This is a genomic window from Brevundimonas diminuta (assembly GCF_050310045.1).
GTDB classification, from domain to species: domain Bacteria; phylum Pseudomonadota; class Alphaproteobacteria; order Caulobacterales; family Caulobacteraceae; genus Brevundimonas; species Brevundimonas diminuta_F.
In genome coordinates this window covers 2013507-2029512 of the sequence record NZ_CP190005.1, presented here as the reverse complement: position 1 = coordinate 2029512, position 16006 = coordinate 2013507, and the positions used below count along the sequence as shown (strand labels likewise).

18 protein-coding genes are annotated in these 16006 nt (G+C 66.1%); 15 read left to right on the top strand and 3 right to left on the bottom strand.

All coding sequences use genetic code 11. The features are described from left to right. From bla to ACORJG_RS09825, 7 genes are all read left to right on the top strand, one after another. Positions 1-885, top strand: coding sequence for a class A beta-lactamase (bla, locus tag ACORJG_RS09855; protein WP_427788861.1), 885 nt, complete (start codon positions 1-3; stop codon positions 883-885). 56 nt (positions 886-941) lie between these two features. Continuing rightward, the gene (gene flhA, locus ACORJG_RS09850) at positions 942-3041 is read left to right on the top strand and encodes a flagellar biosynthesis protein FlhA (protein WP_427788860.1); all 2100 of its coding nucleotides are present in this window, start codon (positions 942-944) and stop codon (positions 3039-3041) included. A gap of 54 nt (positions 3042-3095) precedes the next feature. Then, positions 3096-4631, top strand: a complete 1536-nt coding sequence (locus ACORJG_RS09845; RefSeq protein WP_427788859.1) for a sensor histidine kinase — start codon at positions 3096-3098, stop codon at positions 4629-4631. Next, positions 4628-5050, top strand: coding sequence for a response regulator (locus ACORJG_RS09840; RefSeq protein ID WP_427788858.1), 423 nt, complete (start codon positions 4628-4630; stop codon positions 5048-5050). Before ACORJG_RS09845 ends, ACORJG_RS09840 begins: the two co-directional genes overlap by 4 nt. 1 nt (position 5051) lies before the next feature. Continuing rightward, complete coding sequence (locus tag ACORJG_RS09835) at positions 5052-6098, top strand: histidine kinase dimerization/phosphoacceptor domain -containing protein (protein WP_427788857.1); 1047 nt, start codon at positions 5052-5054, stop codon at positions 6096-6098. 49 nt (positions 6099-6147) lie between these two features. Beyond that, positions 6148-6621, top strand: coding sequence for an NUDIX domain-containing protein (locus ACORJG_RS09830; RefSeq protein WP_427788856.1), 474 nt, complete (start codon positions 6148-6150; stop codon positions 6619-6621). A gap of 63 nt (positions 6622-6684) precedes the next feature. Further along, positions 6685-6861 carry a CsbD family protein gene (locus ACORJG_RS09825; RefSeq protein ID WP_427788855.1) on the top strand — a complete coding sequence of 59 codons (177 nt, stop codon included), beginning with the start codon at positions 6685-6687 and terminating at the stop codon, positions 6859-6861. A 59-nt stretch (positions 6862-6920) separates the two neighbouring features. On the opposite strand, the gene ACORJG_RS09820 is transcribed toward ACORJG_RS09825, so the two are convergent. Together ACORJG_RS09820 and ACORJG_RS09815 are read right to left on the bottom strand one after the other, a co-directional pair. Then, positions 6921-8099, bottom strand: a complete 1179-nt coding sequence (locus ACORJG_RS09820) for a vWA domain-containing protein (protein WP_427788854.1) — start codon at positions 8097-8099, stop codon at positions 6921-6923. A gap of 20 nt (positions 8100-8119) precedes the next feature. Continuing rightward, the gene (locus tag ACORJG_RS09815; protein WP_427788853.1) at positions 8120-8704 is read right to left on the bottom strand and encodes an N-acetyltransferase family protein; all 585 of its coding nucleotides are present in this window, start codon (positions 8702-8704) and stop codon (positions 8120-8122) included. A 169-nt stretch (positions 8705-8873) separates the two neighbouring features. On the opposite strand from ACORJG_RS09815, the gene ACORJG_RS09810 reads away from it, so the two are divergent. The 5 genes from ACORJG_RS09810 (at position 8874) to dxs (ending at position 13107) form a co-directional block, all read left to right on the top strand. Continuing rightward, positions 8874-9512 (top strand): histidine phosphatase family protein, encoded by a 639-nt coding sequence (locus ACORJG_RS09810; RefSeq protein WP_427788852.1) that lies wholly within the window; start codon positions 8874-8876, stop codon positions 9510-9512. 92 nt (positions 9513-9604) lie between these two features. After that, complete coding sequence (locus ACORJG_RS09805) at positions 9605-9862, top strand: exodeoxyribonuclease VII small subunit (protein WP_427788851.1); 258 nt, start codon at positions 9605-9607, stop codon at positions 9860-9862. After that, complete coding sequence (locus ACORJG_RS09800; protein WP_427788850.1) at positions 9862-10221, top strand: tRNA-binding protein; 360 nt, start codon at positions 9862-9864, stop codon at positions 10219-10221. Before ACORJG_RS09805 ends, ACORJG_RS09800 begins: the two co-directional genes overlap by 1 nt. A 35-nt stretch (positions 10222-10256) precedes the next feature. Next, a complete protein-coding gene (locus ACORJG_RS09795; RefSeq protein ID WP_427793010.1) occupies positions 10257-11129 on the top strand; it encodes a polyprenyl synthetase family protein in 873 nt (290 codons plus the stop codon). Positions 11130-11196: 67 nt separating this feature from the next. Beyond that, entirely contained in the window at positions 11197-13107 is a 1911-nt protein-coding gene (gene dxs / locus ACORJG_RS09790; protein ID WP_427788849.1) for a 1-deoxy-D-xylulose-5-phosphate synthase, read from the top strand. Between the two features lie 52 nt (positions 13108-13159). Here dxs and ACORJG_RS09785 read toward each other — a convergent pair whose 3' ends face one another. Further along, on the bottom strand, positions 13160-14446 hold the full coding sequence (locus tag ACORJG_RS09785; RefSeq protein WP_427793009.1) for a lytic murein transglycosylase: 1287 nt from the start codon (positions 14444-14446) through the stop codon (positions 13160-13162). A 370-nt stretch (positions 14447-14816) separates the two neighbouring features. Here ACORJG_RS09785 and ykgO point away from each other — a divergent pair, with 370 nt between their 5' ends. From ykgO to ACORJG_RS09770, 3 genes are all read left to right on the top strand, one after another. Continuing rightward, positions 14817-14942, top strand: a complete 126-nt coding sequence (gene ykgO, locus ACORJG_RS09780; RefSeq protein ID WP_003165750.1) for a type B 50S ribosomal protein L36 — start codon at positions 14817-14819, stop codon at positions 14940-14942. Between the two features lie 307 nt (positions 14943-15249). Beyond that, positions 15250-15522, top strand: a complete 273-nt coding sequence (locus ACORJG_RS09775; RefSeq protein ID WP_003165749.1) for a DUF2312 domain-containing protein — start codon at positions 15250-15252, stop codon at positions 15520-15522. Between the two features lie 155 nt (positions 15523-15677). Then, positions 15678-15989 (top strand): hypothetical protein, encoded by a 312-nt coding sequence (locus ACORJG_RS09770; protein ID WP_427788848.1) that lies wholly within the window; start codon positions 15678-15680, stop codon positions 15987-15989. The last annotated feature ends 17 nt before the right edge of the window (positions 15990-16006 follow it).

The following is a 16006-nucleotide window of genomic DNA, read 5'->3' as shown; positions in this document are numbered from 1 at the left end:
ATGCGCGCCGACCGTCGCACCCTGCTGATCGGCGCAGGCGCGCTGGCGCTGGGCGCGTGCGCGCGTGGGACTGAGCCTGCGGCGGCGGAACCCGTCGTTCTGGACCTCGACCTGTCGGCGCTGGAGGCCCGCCACGGCGGCCGTCTGGGCGTCTCGGTCCTGACCGAAGGCAAGCGCGCCGACTGGCGTGGCGATGAGCGGTTTGTCTATTGCTCGACCTTCAAGATGTATCTGGCCGCCGCCACCCTGTTGCGTGTTCAGGCGGGGCAGGAGCGGCTGGACCGGGCGATTCCGGTGACGCAGGCTGACATGATCGCCCATGCGCCGGTGACGCAGCCTGCTGTGGGTTCGACCCTGACCATCGCGCAGTTGATGAAGGGCGCGGTCGAGGTCAGCGACAATCCCGCCGCCAACATCCTGATCCGCGAAATGGGCGGACTGGACGCCTTGCGCGCCTTCTATCGCGGCATCGGCGATGAGACGACCCGCGTGGATCGGCTGGAGCCGGAACTGAACCGGGCGGACGGCGACAAGGACACCATCCGGCCTGGACAGTCGGCCCGCAATATCCAGCGGCTGATCCTGTCGGAGGCCTCGCCGCTCGAGTCGGCTTTCAAGCGGTTGCTTCTGGAATGGATGGTGGCGTCGCCGACGGGGCAGGCGCGCCTGAAGGCTGGCGTTCCCCTGGGGTGGACCGTAGCGCACAAGACCGGCACGGGCGGCGACGGTCCGGTGAATGACATCGGCGTGCTGTATCCGACCGACGGCGAGCCTATCGCCATCGCCGTCTATTTCCACGCCGCGAAGGATTCGACCGACGCCCAGCGCGAGGCGGTGATCGCCGATGCGACACGGCAGGCGCTCAAGGCGCTGGGGCATGGCTGACATGGATGAGATCTGGCGAATCCTGTCATCAGGCGACATGACCTTCGCACGTCGTCATGGCTGACGCGCCGAGCCTGATGAAGGACGGCATGGCGCGCCCCACGGGGCGTGATGCGCTCGGCTGGCTGATGCGCGGCGAAGTCGGCATGGCGGTCGGCGTCATCGGCGTCATCATGCTGCTGATCCTGCCGATCCCGAAGATGCTTCTGGATCTGCTGCTGGCGATCTCGCTGGTGTCCAGCGTGCTGATCCTGATGACGGCCGTGATGATGAAGCGGCCGCTGGACTTCGCCATCTTCCCTACGGTGCTGCTGGTCTCGACCCTGTATCGGCTGGGGCTGAATCTGGCCTCGACGCGGCTGATCCTCAGCAACGGCCAGGAAGGCCACGATAGCGCGGGCAAGATCATTCAGGCCTTCGGCGAACTGATGATGGGGGGCAACTTCATCATCGGCGTCATCATCTTCGCCATCCTGCTGGTGGTGAACTTCGTCGTCATCACCAAGGGCGCCACCCGCATCGCCGAGGTGTCGGCGCGCTTCACCCTGGACTCCATGCCGGGCAAGCAGATGGCGATCGACGCCGATCTGTCGGCGGGGCTGATCAACGAGGATCAGGCCAAGCTGCGCCGCAAGGAGCTGGAGCAGGAATCGACCTTCTTCGGCGCCATGGACGGCGCCTCGAAATTCGTGCGCGGCGACGCCGTCGCGGGCCTGATCATCACCTTCATCAACGTCATCGGCGGTCTGCTGATCGGGGTGATGCAGCATGGAATGCCGGTCGGCGATGCGGCCAACACCTATATTCAGCTGACGGTCGGCGACGGTCTGGTGACGCAGATTCCGGCCATCATCGTTTCGGTGGCGGCGGGCTTCCTGGTGACCAAGGCCGGGGTCGAGGGCTCGGCTGACAAGGCCTTCGTCGCCCAGTTGGCCAGCAATCCGGTGTCATTGGGCGTGGTGTCCGGCACGGCGGGTCTGATCGGCCTGATCCCGGGGATGCCGCTGCTGCCTTTCGCGGCGCTGGCGCTGGGTGCGGGATTCATGGCGTGGAAGCTGGGTCGCGACCGTCTGAAACCGCCGCCCGCCGAACCGGTCGATCTGAAGCCCAAGGAGGACGTGGAGGAGCCGATCTCCACCGCCCTGACCATCGACGAGGTGAAGATCGAGCTGGGCTACGCCCTGCTGGCCCTGATCAATGATCTGGAGGGGCGGCGCCTGACGGACCAGATCCGCGCCCTGCGCCGTTCGCTGGCTCAGGAATACGGATTCGTCATGCCCAGCGTGCGCATCCTCGACAACATGCGCCTGCCCAATCAAGGCTACGCCATCCGCATCAAGGAGATGGACGCCGGCTCGGGCGAGGTGCGTCTCGGCTCCCTGATGGCGATGGATCCGGCGGGCCGTCAGGTCGAACTGCCCGGCGAGCACACGCGCGAGCCCGCCTTCGGCCTGCCCGCCACATGGATTGACGAGTCGCTGAGGGAAGAGGCGACCTTCCGCGGCTACACCATCGTCGATCCTTCGACGGTGCTGACCACGCACCTGACCGAAATCCTTAAGGAGAACATGGCCGAGCTGCTCTCCTACGCCGAGGTGCAAAAGCTGCTGAAGGAGCTGAAGGGCGAGGAGCAGAAGCTGGTCGAGGAACTGATCCCGTCGGTCGTCACGGTCACGACGCTGCAGCGTGTTCTGCAGGCCCTGCTGCGCGAGAAGGTGTCGATCCGCGATCTGCCCGCCATCCTCGAAGGTCTGGCCGAGGCGGCGCCGCACACGACCAGCGTCGCCACCCTGGTCGAACACGTCCGCAGCCGTCTGGCGCGTCAGCTGTGCTGGCAGCACCGGGCCGACGACGGCGCCCTGCCCATCGTCACCCTGTCGCCCGAGTGGGAGCAGGCCTTCGCCGAAAGTCTGGTCGGCCCGGGCGAGGACCGGCAACTGGCCATGGCGCCGAGCAAGCTTCAGGACTTCATCCGCGCCGTGCGCGACGTGTTCGAGCGGGCGGCGATGACGGGCGAGAACCCGGTCCTGCTGACCGGGCCGCAGGTGCGCCCCTATGTGCGCTCGATCATCGAACGCTTCCGCGGTCAGACGGTGGTGATGAGCCAGAATGAGATTCATCCCAAGGCGCGGCTGCGGACCGTTGGTTCCGTCTAGGCCATCGGGCGGTAAAGGCTGGACACGGCTCCGGCGGCGAATAAGGTTCGGGATATGAAACGCTTCCGGCCGGCCCTGCGCACCTTTGGCGCCTTCCTGCGCACGCCGACCCTCAGTCGCTCGATCATCGCCCTTCTGGCGCTGGCGCTGCTGCTGCTGCTGGCGGTCAATACGGCGACGCTGGTCATGATCCAGCGGACATCGAACTACAACGACACTGTCGACCACAGTCAGCAGGTCCGTCTGGCGGCCAAGGACATGCTGATGCTGCTGACCGACGCCGAGACGGGACAGCGGGGCTTCATGCTGACGGCGCGGGCGGAATATCTGGGCGTCCATGACAACGCCGTCGCCAAGCTGCCGACGGTGATCGCGCGTCTGGAGGCGCTGGCCGAGGATGATCCGGCCCTGCTGGAACGCGTGGTCAGGGTCCGCGCGATGGCGCAGCAGCGGATGCAGTTGATGGATAAGACCATCAACCTGACCCGCACGGGCCGCATCGGCGAGGCCGTGGCCCAGATCCGCAGCGGCGCCGGCAAGACGTTGATGGATGGAATGCGGGTTGAACTGGCGGCCATCGATGCGGCTGAGGCCAGGCGACTGGCCGAGCGCACCCGTCAGTCGGAATGGGCGCAGGCGGTGACGGTGGCGGTCAACGCCTTGGCCGGGATCCTGATTTTCGTGCTGGCGGGGATCAGCGTCTGGCTGGTGCGCCGATATGTGGCCGAGATCGAGGCGGCGCATTTCGAACTGGATCGCGTCAACGCCGGACTGGAAAACGAGGTCCGCGACCGCACGGCTGAACTGACCCGCGCCAATGAGGAAATCCAGCGCTTCGCCTATATCGTCAGCCACGACCTGCGCGCGCCGCTGGTCAATGTCATGGGCTATACGTCGGAGCTGGAACAGGTCGCCCGCCAGCTGGATGAGCAATTGATCGCGGTCGAGGCGGTTCATCCCGGTCTGGTCGACCCCGAAGCGGTGCGCGCCGTGCGCGAGGACGCGCCCGAGGCGGTCGGCTTCATCCGCACCTCGACGGCGAAGATGGACCGGCTGATCAACGCCATTCTTCGCCTGTCGCGTGAGGGACGCCGGGCGCTGGCGCCCGAGTGGCTGAACACCACGGCCATGGTGCGCAACATCGCCGACACCGTCCACCATCAGGTGGCGGAAACGAATGGCGAGATCATCGTCGGCGAGCTGCCCCAGCTGGAAAGCGATCGGTTGGCCATCGAGCAGATATTCGGCAACCTGATCGACAACGCCGTGAAGTATCAGCAGACGGGCCGGGCGATACGCGTCGAGATCCTGGGGCAGGAACTGCCTGACGGTTGGCTGGAATACCGCATCAGCGACAACGGGCGCGGCGTGTCGCCCAAGGATCATGAGCGGATCTTCGAGCTGTTCCGCCGTTCGGGCAAACAGGATCAGCCGGGCGAGGGGCTGGGACTGGCCTTCGTGCGCAATATCGTGCGGCGACTGGGCGGTTCCATCGAGGTCGAATCAGAACTGGGCGAGGGGTCGACTTTTGTGCTGAAATTTCCGAAACGTCTGGCCATGCTGGGTGACCATCAAGGAGACCGCCTGTGAGTGACTCAGTGAAGATCGTCATGGTCGAAGACGATCACGGCCACGCCAAACTCATTGAAAAGAACATCCGGCGGGCGAATATCGCCAACGACATCGTTCATTTCGATCATGGCGACCCGGCGCTTGAATATCTGTTCAGCGACGAAGTGCGCCGGGACGGGCCGCTGCTGATCCTGCTGGACCTCAACCTGCCTGACATGTCGGGCACGGATATTCTGGAGCGGGTGAAGTCGGATGAGAACCTGCGCCGCGCCCCGGTCGTCGTTTTGACCACGACTGACGATAAAGTTGAAATTCAGCGTTGTTACGACCTTGGGTGTAACGTCTACATTACCAAACCCGTGGATTATGAGGCGTTCGCGGGCGCCATCCGCCAACTGGGTCTGTTTTTATCCGTGATGCAGGCGCCCGAGATCTGACGTGGTGACGCAATCGGGGGCCGCTATCCGCCTGCTGTATATCGATGACGACCGGGGGCTGTCCCGGTTGGTCCAGAAAGAACTCGGCCGTCATGGCTATGAGGTCACCTGCGCGCCTGACGCCGACAGCGGCTATGAGGCGCTGAAGACGGGGCAGTTCGACGTCTGCGCCCTGGACCACTACATGCCGGGCCGCGACGGTCTGGATGTCCTGCCTGACATTCTGGCCCTGCCGACGCCGCCGCCGGTGGTCTATGTCACCGGCACCCAGGACGGCCGCGTCGCCGTCGCCGCCCTGCGCGCCGGGGCGGCCGACTATGTCATCAAGGATGTGTCCGAGGACTTCACCGCCCTGTTGCGCTCGGCGGCAGAGGACGCCCTGCTGCGCCGTCGGCTGGAGCGCGAGAACGAGCAGGCGCTGGAAGAAGTCCGTCAGGCGCGCGACCGGGCCGAGGCCCTGCTGCGGGAAGTGAACCACCGCGTCGGCAACTCCCTGCAACTGGTGTCCAGCTTCATCTCCCTGCAACTGCGCCAACTGGCCGACGAGGGCGCGCGCGACGCCCTGCGTGAGGCTCAGGTGCGGATCGAGGCCGTGGCCCATGTTCACCGGCGCCTCTACACCTCGGCCAATGTCGAGCGGGTGCAGATGGACGAATATCTGGCCGGTCTGGTCGAGGAGCTGGGCAAGTCGATCGGCCCGGACGACGGGGGCCCGCGTCTGTCCATGCGCGTCGAGCCGCTGGAGGTGACGACCGATCAGGCCGTTTCTCTGGGCGTCATCGTGACGGAGCTGGTCACCAACGCCGTCAAATACGCCTATGCGCCGGGCGCTGCGGGCGAAATCCGCGTCATCCTGGAGCAGATGGAAGACGGACGTCGCGCCCAACTGACGGTCGAGGACGACGGCCCCGGCATGGGCGACGGCGCGCCCAAGGGCACGGGGCTGGGGTCCAAGATCATCTCGGCGATGGCGGGCGGGCTGCGCTCTTCGATCGAGGTGGACCCGGCGCACCGCGGGGTGCGCGCCTGTCTGTTGTTTGAACTCTGATCGCGCTTTTGGCTTTCGTCCTGCCTCGCAGCAGGGTTAATGTTCACGGATGAAGCTTCAGTTCGGTACGGCCCGCCCGGGCCAGGACTATCTGCATCGCCCCGCTGTCTTCGGCTTGGCCGAGCGTGAGGGCCGCATCGCTTGTGTCCGCGTGGATCGCGGCGACGGAGCGGCCTATTTCGACCTGCCCGGCGGCGCCCTTGATCCCGATGAGTCGGAACAACAGGCCCTGGTGCGTGAGTTCGGCGAAGAGACGGGCCTGATCGTCCAGCCGGTCGATCGCTTGACCGAGGCGGGGCAGTTTTTCCAGAAATCCGATGGCACGCCGGTGAACAACGTCGGCGGCGTCTGGATCGTCAACGTGACCGGCTCGGACCTTTCGGCCAAGCAGGAAGACGATCACGAACTGGTCTGGCTGGATCCGCTGCGCGCCCTGGCCAGCCTGCGTCATGAGGCGCACAGCTGGGCGGTCGCCTGCTGGTTACGCGGCCGCAGCGCCGCAGCCTCGGAACCTCGCACATAAAAAAGGGTTGTTTTCCCTGAGGGGCCGCCAGTCCCGGCGGCCTGTCCAGACAGGGAGTTCCCCATGCCCGACCACGACCGCATCGAAGGCGCCGTCAAGAACATCGGCGGCAAGATCAAGGAAGCCGCCGGCAATCTGACCGGTGATGAAAAACTGAAAGCTGAAGGTCGCGCCGATCAGGCGACCGGCAAGGTCCAGAACGCCATCGGCGGCGTCAAGGACACGCTGAAGGGCAAGTAAGACCCCGCCATAAGGCGATAGGTACAGACCGCCGCCCTCTCGCCGGGGCGGCGGTTTTTTTATCGCGCCAGCGTCCGCATCGCCCGTTCCAGTCCCTCCAGCGTCAGGGGGAACATGCGGTGCTCCATCACCTCGCCGATCAGGCTGACCGAGGGGGTGTAGCTCCAGTGGCGTTCGGGCACGGGGTTCAGCCAGACCGACTTGTCCCACTGTTCGCGGGCGCGTTTCAGCCAGACGGCGCCTGCCTCTTCGTTCCAGTGTTCGACCGAACCGCCGGGCATGGTCACTTCATAGGGCGACATGGTCGCGTCGCCGACGAAGATGGCGCGCCAGTCGCCGGGGTATTTGTGGATCAGATCCCAGGTCGGGATGCGTTCGCTGTGGCGGCGCCGGTTGTCCTTCCACACCCCTTCGTAGAGGCAGTTGTGGAAGTAGAAGAACTCCAGGTTCTTGAACTCGGTCCGCGCGGCCGAGAACAGTTCTTCACACAACTGGATATGGCCGTCCATCGAGCCGCCGACATCGAGGAACAGCAGCACCTTGATCGTATTGCGCCGCTCGGGCCGCATCTGGATGTCCAGCCAGCCCTGGCGCGCTGTGCCGTCGATGGTGCCGTCGATGTCCAGTTCCTCGGCGGCGCCTTCACGGGCGAAGCGACGCAGGCGGCGTAAGGCGACCTTGATGTTGCGCGTGCCCAGTTCGACCGTGTCGTCGAGGTTCCTGTATTCGCGCTTTTCCCAGACCTTGACCGCGCGTCCGTGACGGCCGGGGCCGCCGATGCGCACGCCCTCGGGGTTGTAGCCGCCGTGGCCGAAGGGGCTGGTTCCGCCCGTGCCGATCCAGCGGTTGCCGCCCTGATGGCGTTCCTTTTGTTCCTCGAGGCGCTGTTTAAGCGTCTCCATCAGTTGCTCGAACCCGCCGAGCGCCTCGATCTGTGCCTTTTCCTCGTCGGTCAGGTATTTTTCGGTCAGCAGACGCAGCCAGTCCTCGGGGATGTCGGCGGTGATCTCTTCGCCGGGGCCGACGCCCTCCAGCCCCTTGAACACCTTGCCGAAGACCTGATCGAAACGGTCGTAATGCTTCTCGTCCTTGACCAGAACGGCGCGTGACAGGTGGTAGAAGGCCTCGACGTCGCGTCCGGCCACATCCTTGTCCATGGCCTCCATCAGATGGAGCCATTCCTTGAGCGACACAGGCACCTTGGCCTCGCGCAGGGCGGTGAAGAAGGGCAGCAGCATGGGGCTAGACTGGCCCCGCCTTAGCCGCGCCGCAAGATGAACTCGTCATCCATCCAGGCGCCGACCGGATATTGATACTCGCCCGCCTTTTCGAAGCCGTAGGCGGCGTACAGCTTCTGGGCCTTCAGATTGCCGCTCCAGACGCCGATCCAAAGGGGGCCGTCGGTGTTGGCCTGCATCCAGTCCAGCGAGATTTTCAGCAGCTGCGTGCCAAGGCCCAGTCCCTGCGCCTGCTTGCCGACATAGAGGCGGCGCAGCTCGGCGTGGCTGGCGCGGCCGTCGGGGTGGGGCAGGGTGTTCGGCCCGGTGTTGGCGAAGGCCAGCAGGTCGCCGTCCCGTTCGGCCACCCACCATGCGGCGCCCGGCTCATCCAGCTTCCTGCCGATCGCTTCGGCGTTGAAGCCGGCGTCCAGGAAGGCGGTCAGGTCGCCCGCCGGATAGGGGATGCCGAACCCCGTGACAAAGGTGTCGATAAAGGTCTGGCGCCCCAGAACGGCCAGTGCGGCGGCGTCTTCGGGACGGGCGGGGCGGATCACGGCAGGGTTCATCCTTGAACGCATAGCGCCGCCCGACGAACCGGTGAAGGCGCGATGCAGGCCGATCATCGCAGGATCGTCAGCTTTGCGTGGTTGCAGGGGCGCGCGGCGAGAGCTACCACCTTTGTCCAAGGTGCGTCGTCGGCGATGCACGCCAATGCTGGGATCGGGGAGGTTACGGGACGCCAAGGCCTTGGTTTCACAGGCCCATCCCCATGCTATGACTTCTCCTGCACTCATGACACATTCCGAATCCCCAGTTCAGACGCCGGTCGCCGCCGCCCGCTCCGCCGAGGTTGAGACCGTTTATGGGGCCATCACGCTGGCCCGCCACGGCGAACCGGCGCTGTCGCGCAAATGCATGATCACCTCGGACCAGTATCGCGACTGGTGGGGTCGGTATGAGGTCGGCGGCCTGCGCGCCGGTCAGACGCCGCCGCAGGCCCTGCTGACGGCGGCCGAGGGCGCCGGAGCCATCTACGCCTCGACTCGCCCGCGCGCCCAGGAAACCGCCCGCGCCGTGGCGCCGGACCGTGACGTGCTGGTCGACGCCCTGTTCATCGAAGCGCCGCTGCCGCCGCCGCATTTCCCGTCGTGGATCAAGCTGTCGCCGCGTTACTGGGGCGTGATCGCGCGCATCTGGTGGCACGCCTTCAACCACCACGAGGGACAGGAGACCCGCGCCGAGGCCGAGGTCCGCGCCGATCAGGCCGCGCGCGTACTGATCGCCCGCGCCTCTGAAGGCCATGACGTGCTGGTGCTGGCGCACGGATATTTCAACCACATGGTCGGCCAGCGTCTGAAGGCGCATGGCTGGCGTCTGGCCCATAATCAGGGCTTCAAATACTGGTCCCAGCGCCGTTTCGTGAAGCGCTGACGCGTCGCTTTCGGCACGCAGGGACAGGGTGACGATCTGTGACGGCTTTCGCCGTTGATGCGGCGTCGTCGCCTCTCTAGGTTGCCCGCATCATGACCGACGCATCAGCTTCCCCCGCCGTGCCCGCCGACCTCAGCTTCGAGGAGGCCCTGTCGCGCCTTGAAGGCATCGTCTCCCGTCTGGAATCGGGTCAGGCGCCGCTTGAGGAATCCATCGCCCTTTATGAAGAAGGCGCGCGGCTCAAGGCGCATTGCGAGGCGCGGCTGAAGGCCGCCCAGCTGCGGGTCGAGAAGATCGTCGTCGGCGCGGACGGTCAGGCCAAGGGTGCAGAACCGGCGGAGTTCGGCTGATGTCGGACGCAAACGCCATCGCCCCGCAGATCGGTTTCGATGACTTCATGAAGGTCGACGTGCGCGTCGGTCAGATCATCAAGGCCGAGCCTTTCCCCGAGGCGCGCAAGCCCGCCTATAAGCTGACCATCGACTTCGGCGACGTCATCGGCGTCAAGAAATCCTCGGCCCAGATTACACACCACTACACGCTGGACGACCTGAACGGCCGCAAGGTCGCCGCCGTCGTCAACTTCCCGCCGCGCCAGATCGGCCCGGTGATGTCCGAGGTGCTGACGCTGGGTTTCCCGGACGGCGACGGCCATGTCGTGCTGGTCGGCGTCGACCGCGACCTGCCGCTGGGCGGGAGACTGTTTTGACCGTTCTGGCCGCCAATTCGCCCGAACAGGCCGTCATCGACCGGGTGTCCGAAGTCGCCGATGTGGTCACGGTCGCGCTCGACGAGCTTCTGCCGCGCGCCGAAGGGCCGGAGGTCCGCCTGACCGAGGCCATGCGCTACGCCGCCCTGGGGCCGGGCAAGCGCCTGCGCCCCTTCTTCGCCATCGAGGCGGGTCGGATGCTGGAGGCGGACGACCGCGCCGTCCTGCGCGCCGCCTGTGCGCTGGAATGCGTGCATGCCTATTCGCTGGTGCATGACGATCTGCCGGCGATGGACGACGATGACGTGCGACGCGGCCGTCCGACCCTGCACATCGCCTATGACGAGGCGACGGCCATTCTGGCGGGCGACGCCCTTCAGACGGCGGCCTTCGACATCATTCTGGATGAAGACACCCACGATGACGCGGCCGTGCGCTGCGAACTGGCGCGGCGTCTGTCCTTTGCTTCTGGCGCGCGCGGCATGGCGGGCGGCCAGATGATCGACCTGATGGGGGTGCGTGACGATCTGGGCGGAGTGGCCCGGATGCAGCGGCTGAAGACCGGCGCCCTGTTCGCCTACGCCTTCGAGATCCCGCTGATCGTCGCTGACGCCAATGAGGCCGCCTGGCACGCCCTGACCAGCTTCGCCCACGACATCGGCCTGGCCTATCAGATCGTGGACGATGTTCTGGATGCGGAAGGTTCGGCCGAAGAGATGGGCAAGGCGGCGGGCGGCAAGGACGCGGCGCTGGGCAAGACGAACTTCGTCACCCTGTTGGGCGTCGATGCGGCGCGACAGAGGGTCGCGCATCTGGCCGATCAGGCCCGCTCGCACCTTGACCTGTTCGGTCATGAGGCCGAAATCCTCAAGGCCAGCGTGGACTTTGTGCTTAAACGCCGGTCCTGATAGGAAACGCGCCCGCCTCCAGCGGGTTACTGTTTGACGCTCCGTCGTCTGAAGGCCCCCGATCCCCATGCCCAACACCCCGCTGCTCGACACCGTCAAGTTTCCCGCCGACACGCGGGGCTTCGACATTCCCCAGCTGAAACAGCTGGCGGACGAGGTGCGGGCCGAGACCATCGACGCCGTGTCCGTGACCGGCGGCCACCTGGGCGCCGGTCTGGGCGTGGTCGAGCTGACGGTCGCCCTCCACCATGTCTTTGAGACGCCGCAGGACATTCTGATCTGGGACGTCGGCCACCAGTGCTATCCGCACAAGATCCTGACCGGGCGGCGCGACCGGATGCGCACCCTGCGTCAGGGCGGCGGCCTGTCGGGCTTCACCAAGCGGTCCGAGAGCGAATACGATCCCTTCGGCGCCGCCCACGCCGCGACCTCCATCTCGGCGGCGCTGGGCTTCGCCGCCGCGCGCGACGCCAAGGGCGGGAACAACCGCGTTGTGGCCGTCATCGGCGACGGCTCCATGTCGGCCGGCATGGCCTATGAGGCGATGAACAACGCCGCCGAGGCCACCAACGGCCAGCTGATGGTGGTGCTGAACGACAACGACATGTCGATCGCCCCGCCCGTCGGCGGCATGAGCGCCTATCTGGCCAAACAGGTCTCGGGCGGCGCCTATCAGAACATCCGCAAGGTCGGGAAGAAGTTCGTCGATCACATGCCGCGCCCCTTCCGCGACGCGGCGCGCAAGGCCGAGGAATATGCTCGCGGCATGATCGTCGGCGGCACCTTCTTCGAGGAGCTGGGCTTCTACTACATCGGGCCGGTCGACGGTCACGACATGGAGAACCTGGTCCCCATCCTGAAGAACGCCGCCGCCATCACCGACCGCCCGGTGCTGGTCCACGTCGTGACGCAGAAGGGCAAGGGCTACGCCCCCGCTGAGAACAGCGCCGACAAGTATCACGGCGTGGTCAAGTTCGACGTGGTCTCGGGCAAGCAGGCCAAGTCGGTCTCCAACGCCCCCAGCTACACCAAGGTCTTCGGCACAGAGCTGATCAAGCATGCGCAGACCGACCCCAGCATCGTGGCCATCACCGCCGCCATGCCGACCGGAACGGGGCTGGACCTGTTCGGTCAGGCCTTCCCTGAGCGCACCTTTGACGTCGGCATCGCCGAGCAGCACGCCGTCACCTTCGCCGCCGGTCTGGCCGCGGACGGGATGAGGCCGGTCTGCGCCATCTATTCGACCTTCCTCCAGCGCGGCTATGACCAGGTCGTCCACGACGTGGCCATCCAGTCCCTGCCGGTGCGCTTCGCCATGGACCGCGCAGGGCTCGTCGGCGCCGACGGCGCCACCCATGCGGGCAGCTTCGATATCGGCTTCATGGGGGCTCTGCCCGGCATGGTGCTGATGGCCGCCGCCGACGAGGCGGAGCTGGCCGCCATGATCTCGACCTCCCTGGCCATCGACGACCGCCCCAGCGCCTTCCGCTATCCGCGCGGCGACGGCGTGGGCGTCGAGATCCCTGAACTGGCCGCCCCGCTGGAGATCGGCAAGGGCCGCATCGTCCGCGAAGGCACGTCCGTCGCCATTCTGTCGCTCGGCACCCGCCTGCAGGAAACGCTGAAAGCCGCCGATCTGCTGGCCGCGCGCGGCGTCTCGGCCACCGTCGCCGACGCCCGCTTCGCCAAGCCGCTGGACGCTGACATGATCCTGCGCCTGGCGCGCGAGCATGAATGCCTGGTCACGGTGGAAGAGGGCGCCATGGGCGGCTTCGGCGCCTTCGTGCTGCAACTGCTGGCCGAGAAGGGCGCGCTGGATAACGGCCTCAAGATCCGCACCCTGCACCTGCCCGACATCTTCCAGGATCAGGACAAGCCCGAGGCCATGTACGCCCAGGCAGGCCTGAACGCCGAACACATCGCCGCCGCCGCCGTGACGGCGCTTGGCGTCGACGCCAGCCGGGCCGCGCGAGCTTAAGACGAGTATAAGTCTCGATCTTGTTTGGCGGCCTGATGGTGGTGAGCGAGGTTCAGCGCGCTCGCCTGATCAGCTCATCCGCCAGCACGTCCGTCAGATAGCCGTCTGCGGTCCGCCCGTTGGCCTGTTGCCAGCGGCGCAGGGCGTTGCGGGTGTTTGTGCCGATGACGCCGTCGACGCCCTGGGTGTCGAAGCCCATGCGGGTCAGGGCCTGCTGGGCGCCGACGCGCTGATCCCGCGTCAGGGGGCCGTCGTTGGGCCAGGCGGCCTTCAGCGCGGGCTTGCCCGCCACCCCGTCGGCGATCAGGCCGATGGCCAGCGCATAGCTGACCGAGTTGTTGTAGCGGCGGATGACGTAGTGGTTGGGCAGGGCCAGGAAGGCCGGGCCCCTGGCGCCCTGCGGCAGGAGAATGGCCGCGTCCTCGGCGGCCTCGGCGCTGTTGGGAGCCGAGCCGTCGGCAAGGCGCACGCCGCGCGCGGCCCAGTAGGACCAGGGGTGTTTCGGTCCCTCTGCCTGGCTGTAGTCGAAGTTGGAGGGCAGGGTGACTTCATAGGCCCAGCCCTGTCCGCGCTTCCAGCCCGCCTGAGCCAGCAGATTCGCCGCCGAGGCCAGGGCGTCGGCGTCCGAGCTCCAGATGTCGACCTTGCCGTCGCCGTTCTGGTCGACGCCCAGACGCAGATAGTTGTCGGGCATGAACTGGGTCTGGCCCATGGCTCCGGCCCAACTGCCCTTCAGGCCTGCGCGGTCGCGCTTGCCCATTACGACGATGTCGAGGGCATGCTTCAGCTGTTCCTCGGCCCAGTCGCGGCGGCGGCCGTCATAGGCCAGCGTCGCCAGCGAGCGGATGACGTCGAAGTCGCCCTGAACCTGGCCGAAGGCGCTTTCCTGCGCCCAGACGCCCAGCAGGATCTCGGTCGGCACGCCGTATTTCTGGGTCACGTCCCACGGCACGCGGTCGACGCGCTGGCGGGCCATGGCGATTCGCGCCGGGGTGGTGGCGTTCTGGATGTAGACCCCGGCGGGGCGCGAGAATTCGGGTTGGTTGCGGTCCAGACGGATGACGCTGGGATTCGGCGTCACGCCTTCCAGTTCGCGGGCGTAGTCCCATTTGCGGGCGCCGCCGTGACGTTCCAGGAAGCTCTGTTTCCAGGCGTCGAAGCTGGCGTGGTCATAGGCGTCGCTGAGATCCGGCTGTGCGGGCGGCGGCGCGGGGACCGGCGTCGGGGGAGCGGGCTGGACCACGGGCGGCGGCGCAGGTTGCGGATGCTGCGGCGTAGGCACCATGGGGGTGCAGGCGGCGACCGAACCCAGCAACAGAAGGCGATAGGCAATACGCATAGACACAGGCTAACGCCCCAAAATTCCACGACCATTCACAAGCGCGCGAAGGTCGTTGAAGTTTCCGTAAAAAGGATGAAGTCGGGCTTAACCTTTTTTGATTGGACGATACGGCCGCGCTTGTCTAAATGACGCCGTTCCCTGAGCGTGGCCTGATGGCGGAGGGGTGACGCGTCGGACGTGCATGTCCGGAGAGCCTCCGTTCAACTCGGAGGTCAGGCCTCCAGCGGATTTTCTGGCAGCGGATTTCCCGGGCGGAATGTTGACGAAAGGCCGTGGCCTCTCTATACGACCGCCTCCGCCGCAGGTTCGCCCGCGGCTCTTTTGTTTTACCCGCCCTCACGGGCCTCCAAATCCGGGACGTCCGACCATGAAGGTCCGTAGCTCGCTGAAATCGCTGAAGGGTCGCCACCGCGACTGCAAGATCGTTCGTCGCAAGGGCGTCCTGTACGTCATCAACAAGACGGACCCGCGCTTCAAAGCCAAGCAAGGCTGATTACGCGCGACCGGCGCGCCTCTGCCTGATCAACGGGTAAGGCGCGCGCCGAACGTCGGTGGATGGGATGACTATCCACAGGGCCGCGGGCTTTGTCCGCGGCTTTTTCGCGTCCGGCGTTGAGTGCAGGCGCGCGCCTGACTAGTGATTCTTTGTTAGTCGCCCTAACGGCCTTCGGCCTGCTTGAGGGCGGTTTCTTTCTTGCCCTAACGGCCGTTGGCCTGTTTGAGGGCGTGGTTCTTTCCTGCCCTGACGGCCCTTGGGTCTGTTTGAGGGCGCAGCCTGATTTGAGTTCTGGAGTTCAGTCATGGACGACGCTTCCTTCGACGCCAGCCCCGACGTCCTGACCGCCACGGCGCAGGGTCGTCTTCGCTCCATCATCGAGCGCCTGGAGCGCCTCGAAGAGGACAAGCAGGCCGTCATGGTCGACATGAAGGAGGTCTTCGCCGAGGCCAAGGGCGAAGGCTATGACGTCAAGGTGCTGCGCAAGGTTCTGCGCCTGCGCAAGCAGGACAAGGCCAAGCGTCAGGAAGAAGAAGCGATTCTGGACCTCTACCTGTCGGCCCTCGGCGAGATCTGAGGGAGGCGGGCCTGAAGCGCACGCCCTTCAAGCCCCCTGGCGACCGCCCTTCACGCTCCAGCAGCCTGAAGGGCGGCGACGCGAGCAAGCTTCGCTCCAGCGGCTTCTCGCGCTCAAGCAGTCCGAAGGACGGTAGCGCCCTTAAAACCAAGCTGTTGAGCCCTTGGGATCAACAGCGGGAAGCGGCGAAGCGGTCTGCGCTCAACGCCCTGAAACGCGCCCGCCGCACGGCGGAAAAAGGAGGCGTTTCCCTGTCCGACTGGGAGGGGGAGTTCCTCGATTCGGTCGGCGAGAGGATTCGCGAACATGGCCGCGCCTTCGCGGACCCGGAAAAGGGCGCGCCGGGCCAGGCCCTCTCGGCCATGCAGGGCCGTAAGCTGAAAGAGATCGCCGCCAAGGCCAAGGGCGAGCCGCGTCGATTCGCACGGCGACCGGCAAAGGCGCCGGACGGCGAGGCGGAAGATTAGCCGCAACGGCTTGGCTT

Coding starts and splice junctions, on each gene's coding strand:
- ACORJG_RS09785 (WP_427793009.1), bottom strand. CDS start 14,446: ATGCGTATTGCCTATCGCCTTCTGTTGCTGGGTTCGGTCGCCGCCTGC.
- ACORJG_RS09815 (WP_427788853.1), bottom strand. CDS start 8,704: ATGATCGGCCTGCATCGCGCCTTCACCGGTTCGTCGGGCGGCGCTATG.
- ACORJG_RS09825 (WP_427788855.1), top strand. CDS start 6,685: ATGCCCGACCACGACCGCATCGAAGGCGCCGTCAAGAACATCGGCGGC.
- flhA (WP_427788860.1), top strand. CDS start 942: ATGGCTGACGCGCCGAGCCTGATGAAGGACGGCATGGCGCGCCCCACG.
- ykgO (WP_003165750.1), top strand. CDS start 14,817: ATGAAGGTCCGTAGCTCGCTGAAATCGCTGAAGGGTCGCCACCGCGAC.
- ACORJG_RS09810 (WP_427788852.1), top strand. CDS start 8,874: ATGACACATTCCGAATCCCCAGTTCAGACGCCGGTCGCCGCCGCCCGC.
- dxs (WP_427788849.1), top strand. CDS start 11,197: ATGCCCAACACCCCGCTGCTCGACACCGTCAAGTTTCCCGCCGACACG.
- ACORJG_RS09775 (WP_003165749.1), top strand. CDS start 15,250: ATGGACGACGCTTCCTTCGACGCCAGCCCCGACGTCCTGACCGCCACG.
- ACORJG_RS09845 (WP_427788859.1), top strand. CDS start 3,096: ATGAAACGCTTCCGGCCGGCCCTGCGCACCTTTGGCGCCTTCCTGCGC.
- ACORJG_RS09830 (WP_427788856.1), top strand. CDS start 6,148: ATGAAGCTTCAGTTCGGTACGGCCCGCCCGGGCCAGGACTATCTGCAT.
- bla (WP_427788861.1), top strand. CDS start 1: ATGCGCGCCGACCGTCGCACCCTGCTGATCGGCGCAGGCGCGCTGGCG.
- ACORJG_RS09800 (WP_427788850.1), top strand. CDS start 9,862: ATGTCGGACGCAAACGCCATCGCCCCGCAGATCGGTTTCGATGACTTC.
- ACORJG_RS09805 (WP_427788851.1), top strand. CDS start 9,605: ATGACCGACGCATCAGCTTCCCCCGCCGTGCCCGCCGACCTCAGCTTC.
- ACORJG_RS09820 (WP_427788854.1), bottom strand. CDS start 8,099: ATGCTGCTGCCCTTCTTCACCGCCCTGCGCGAGGCCAAGGTGCCTGTG.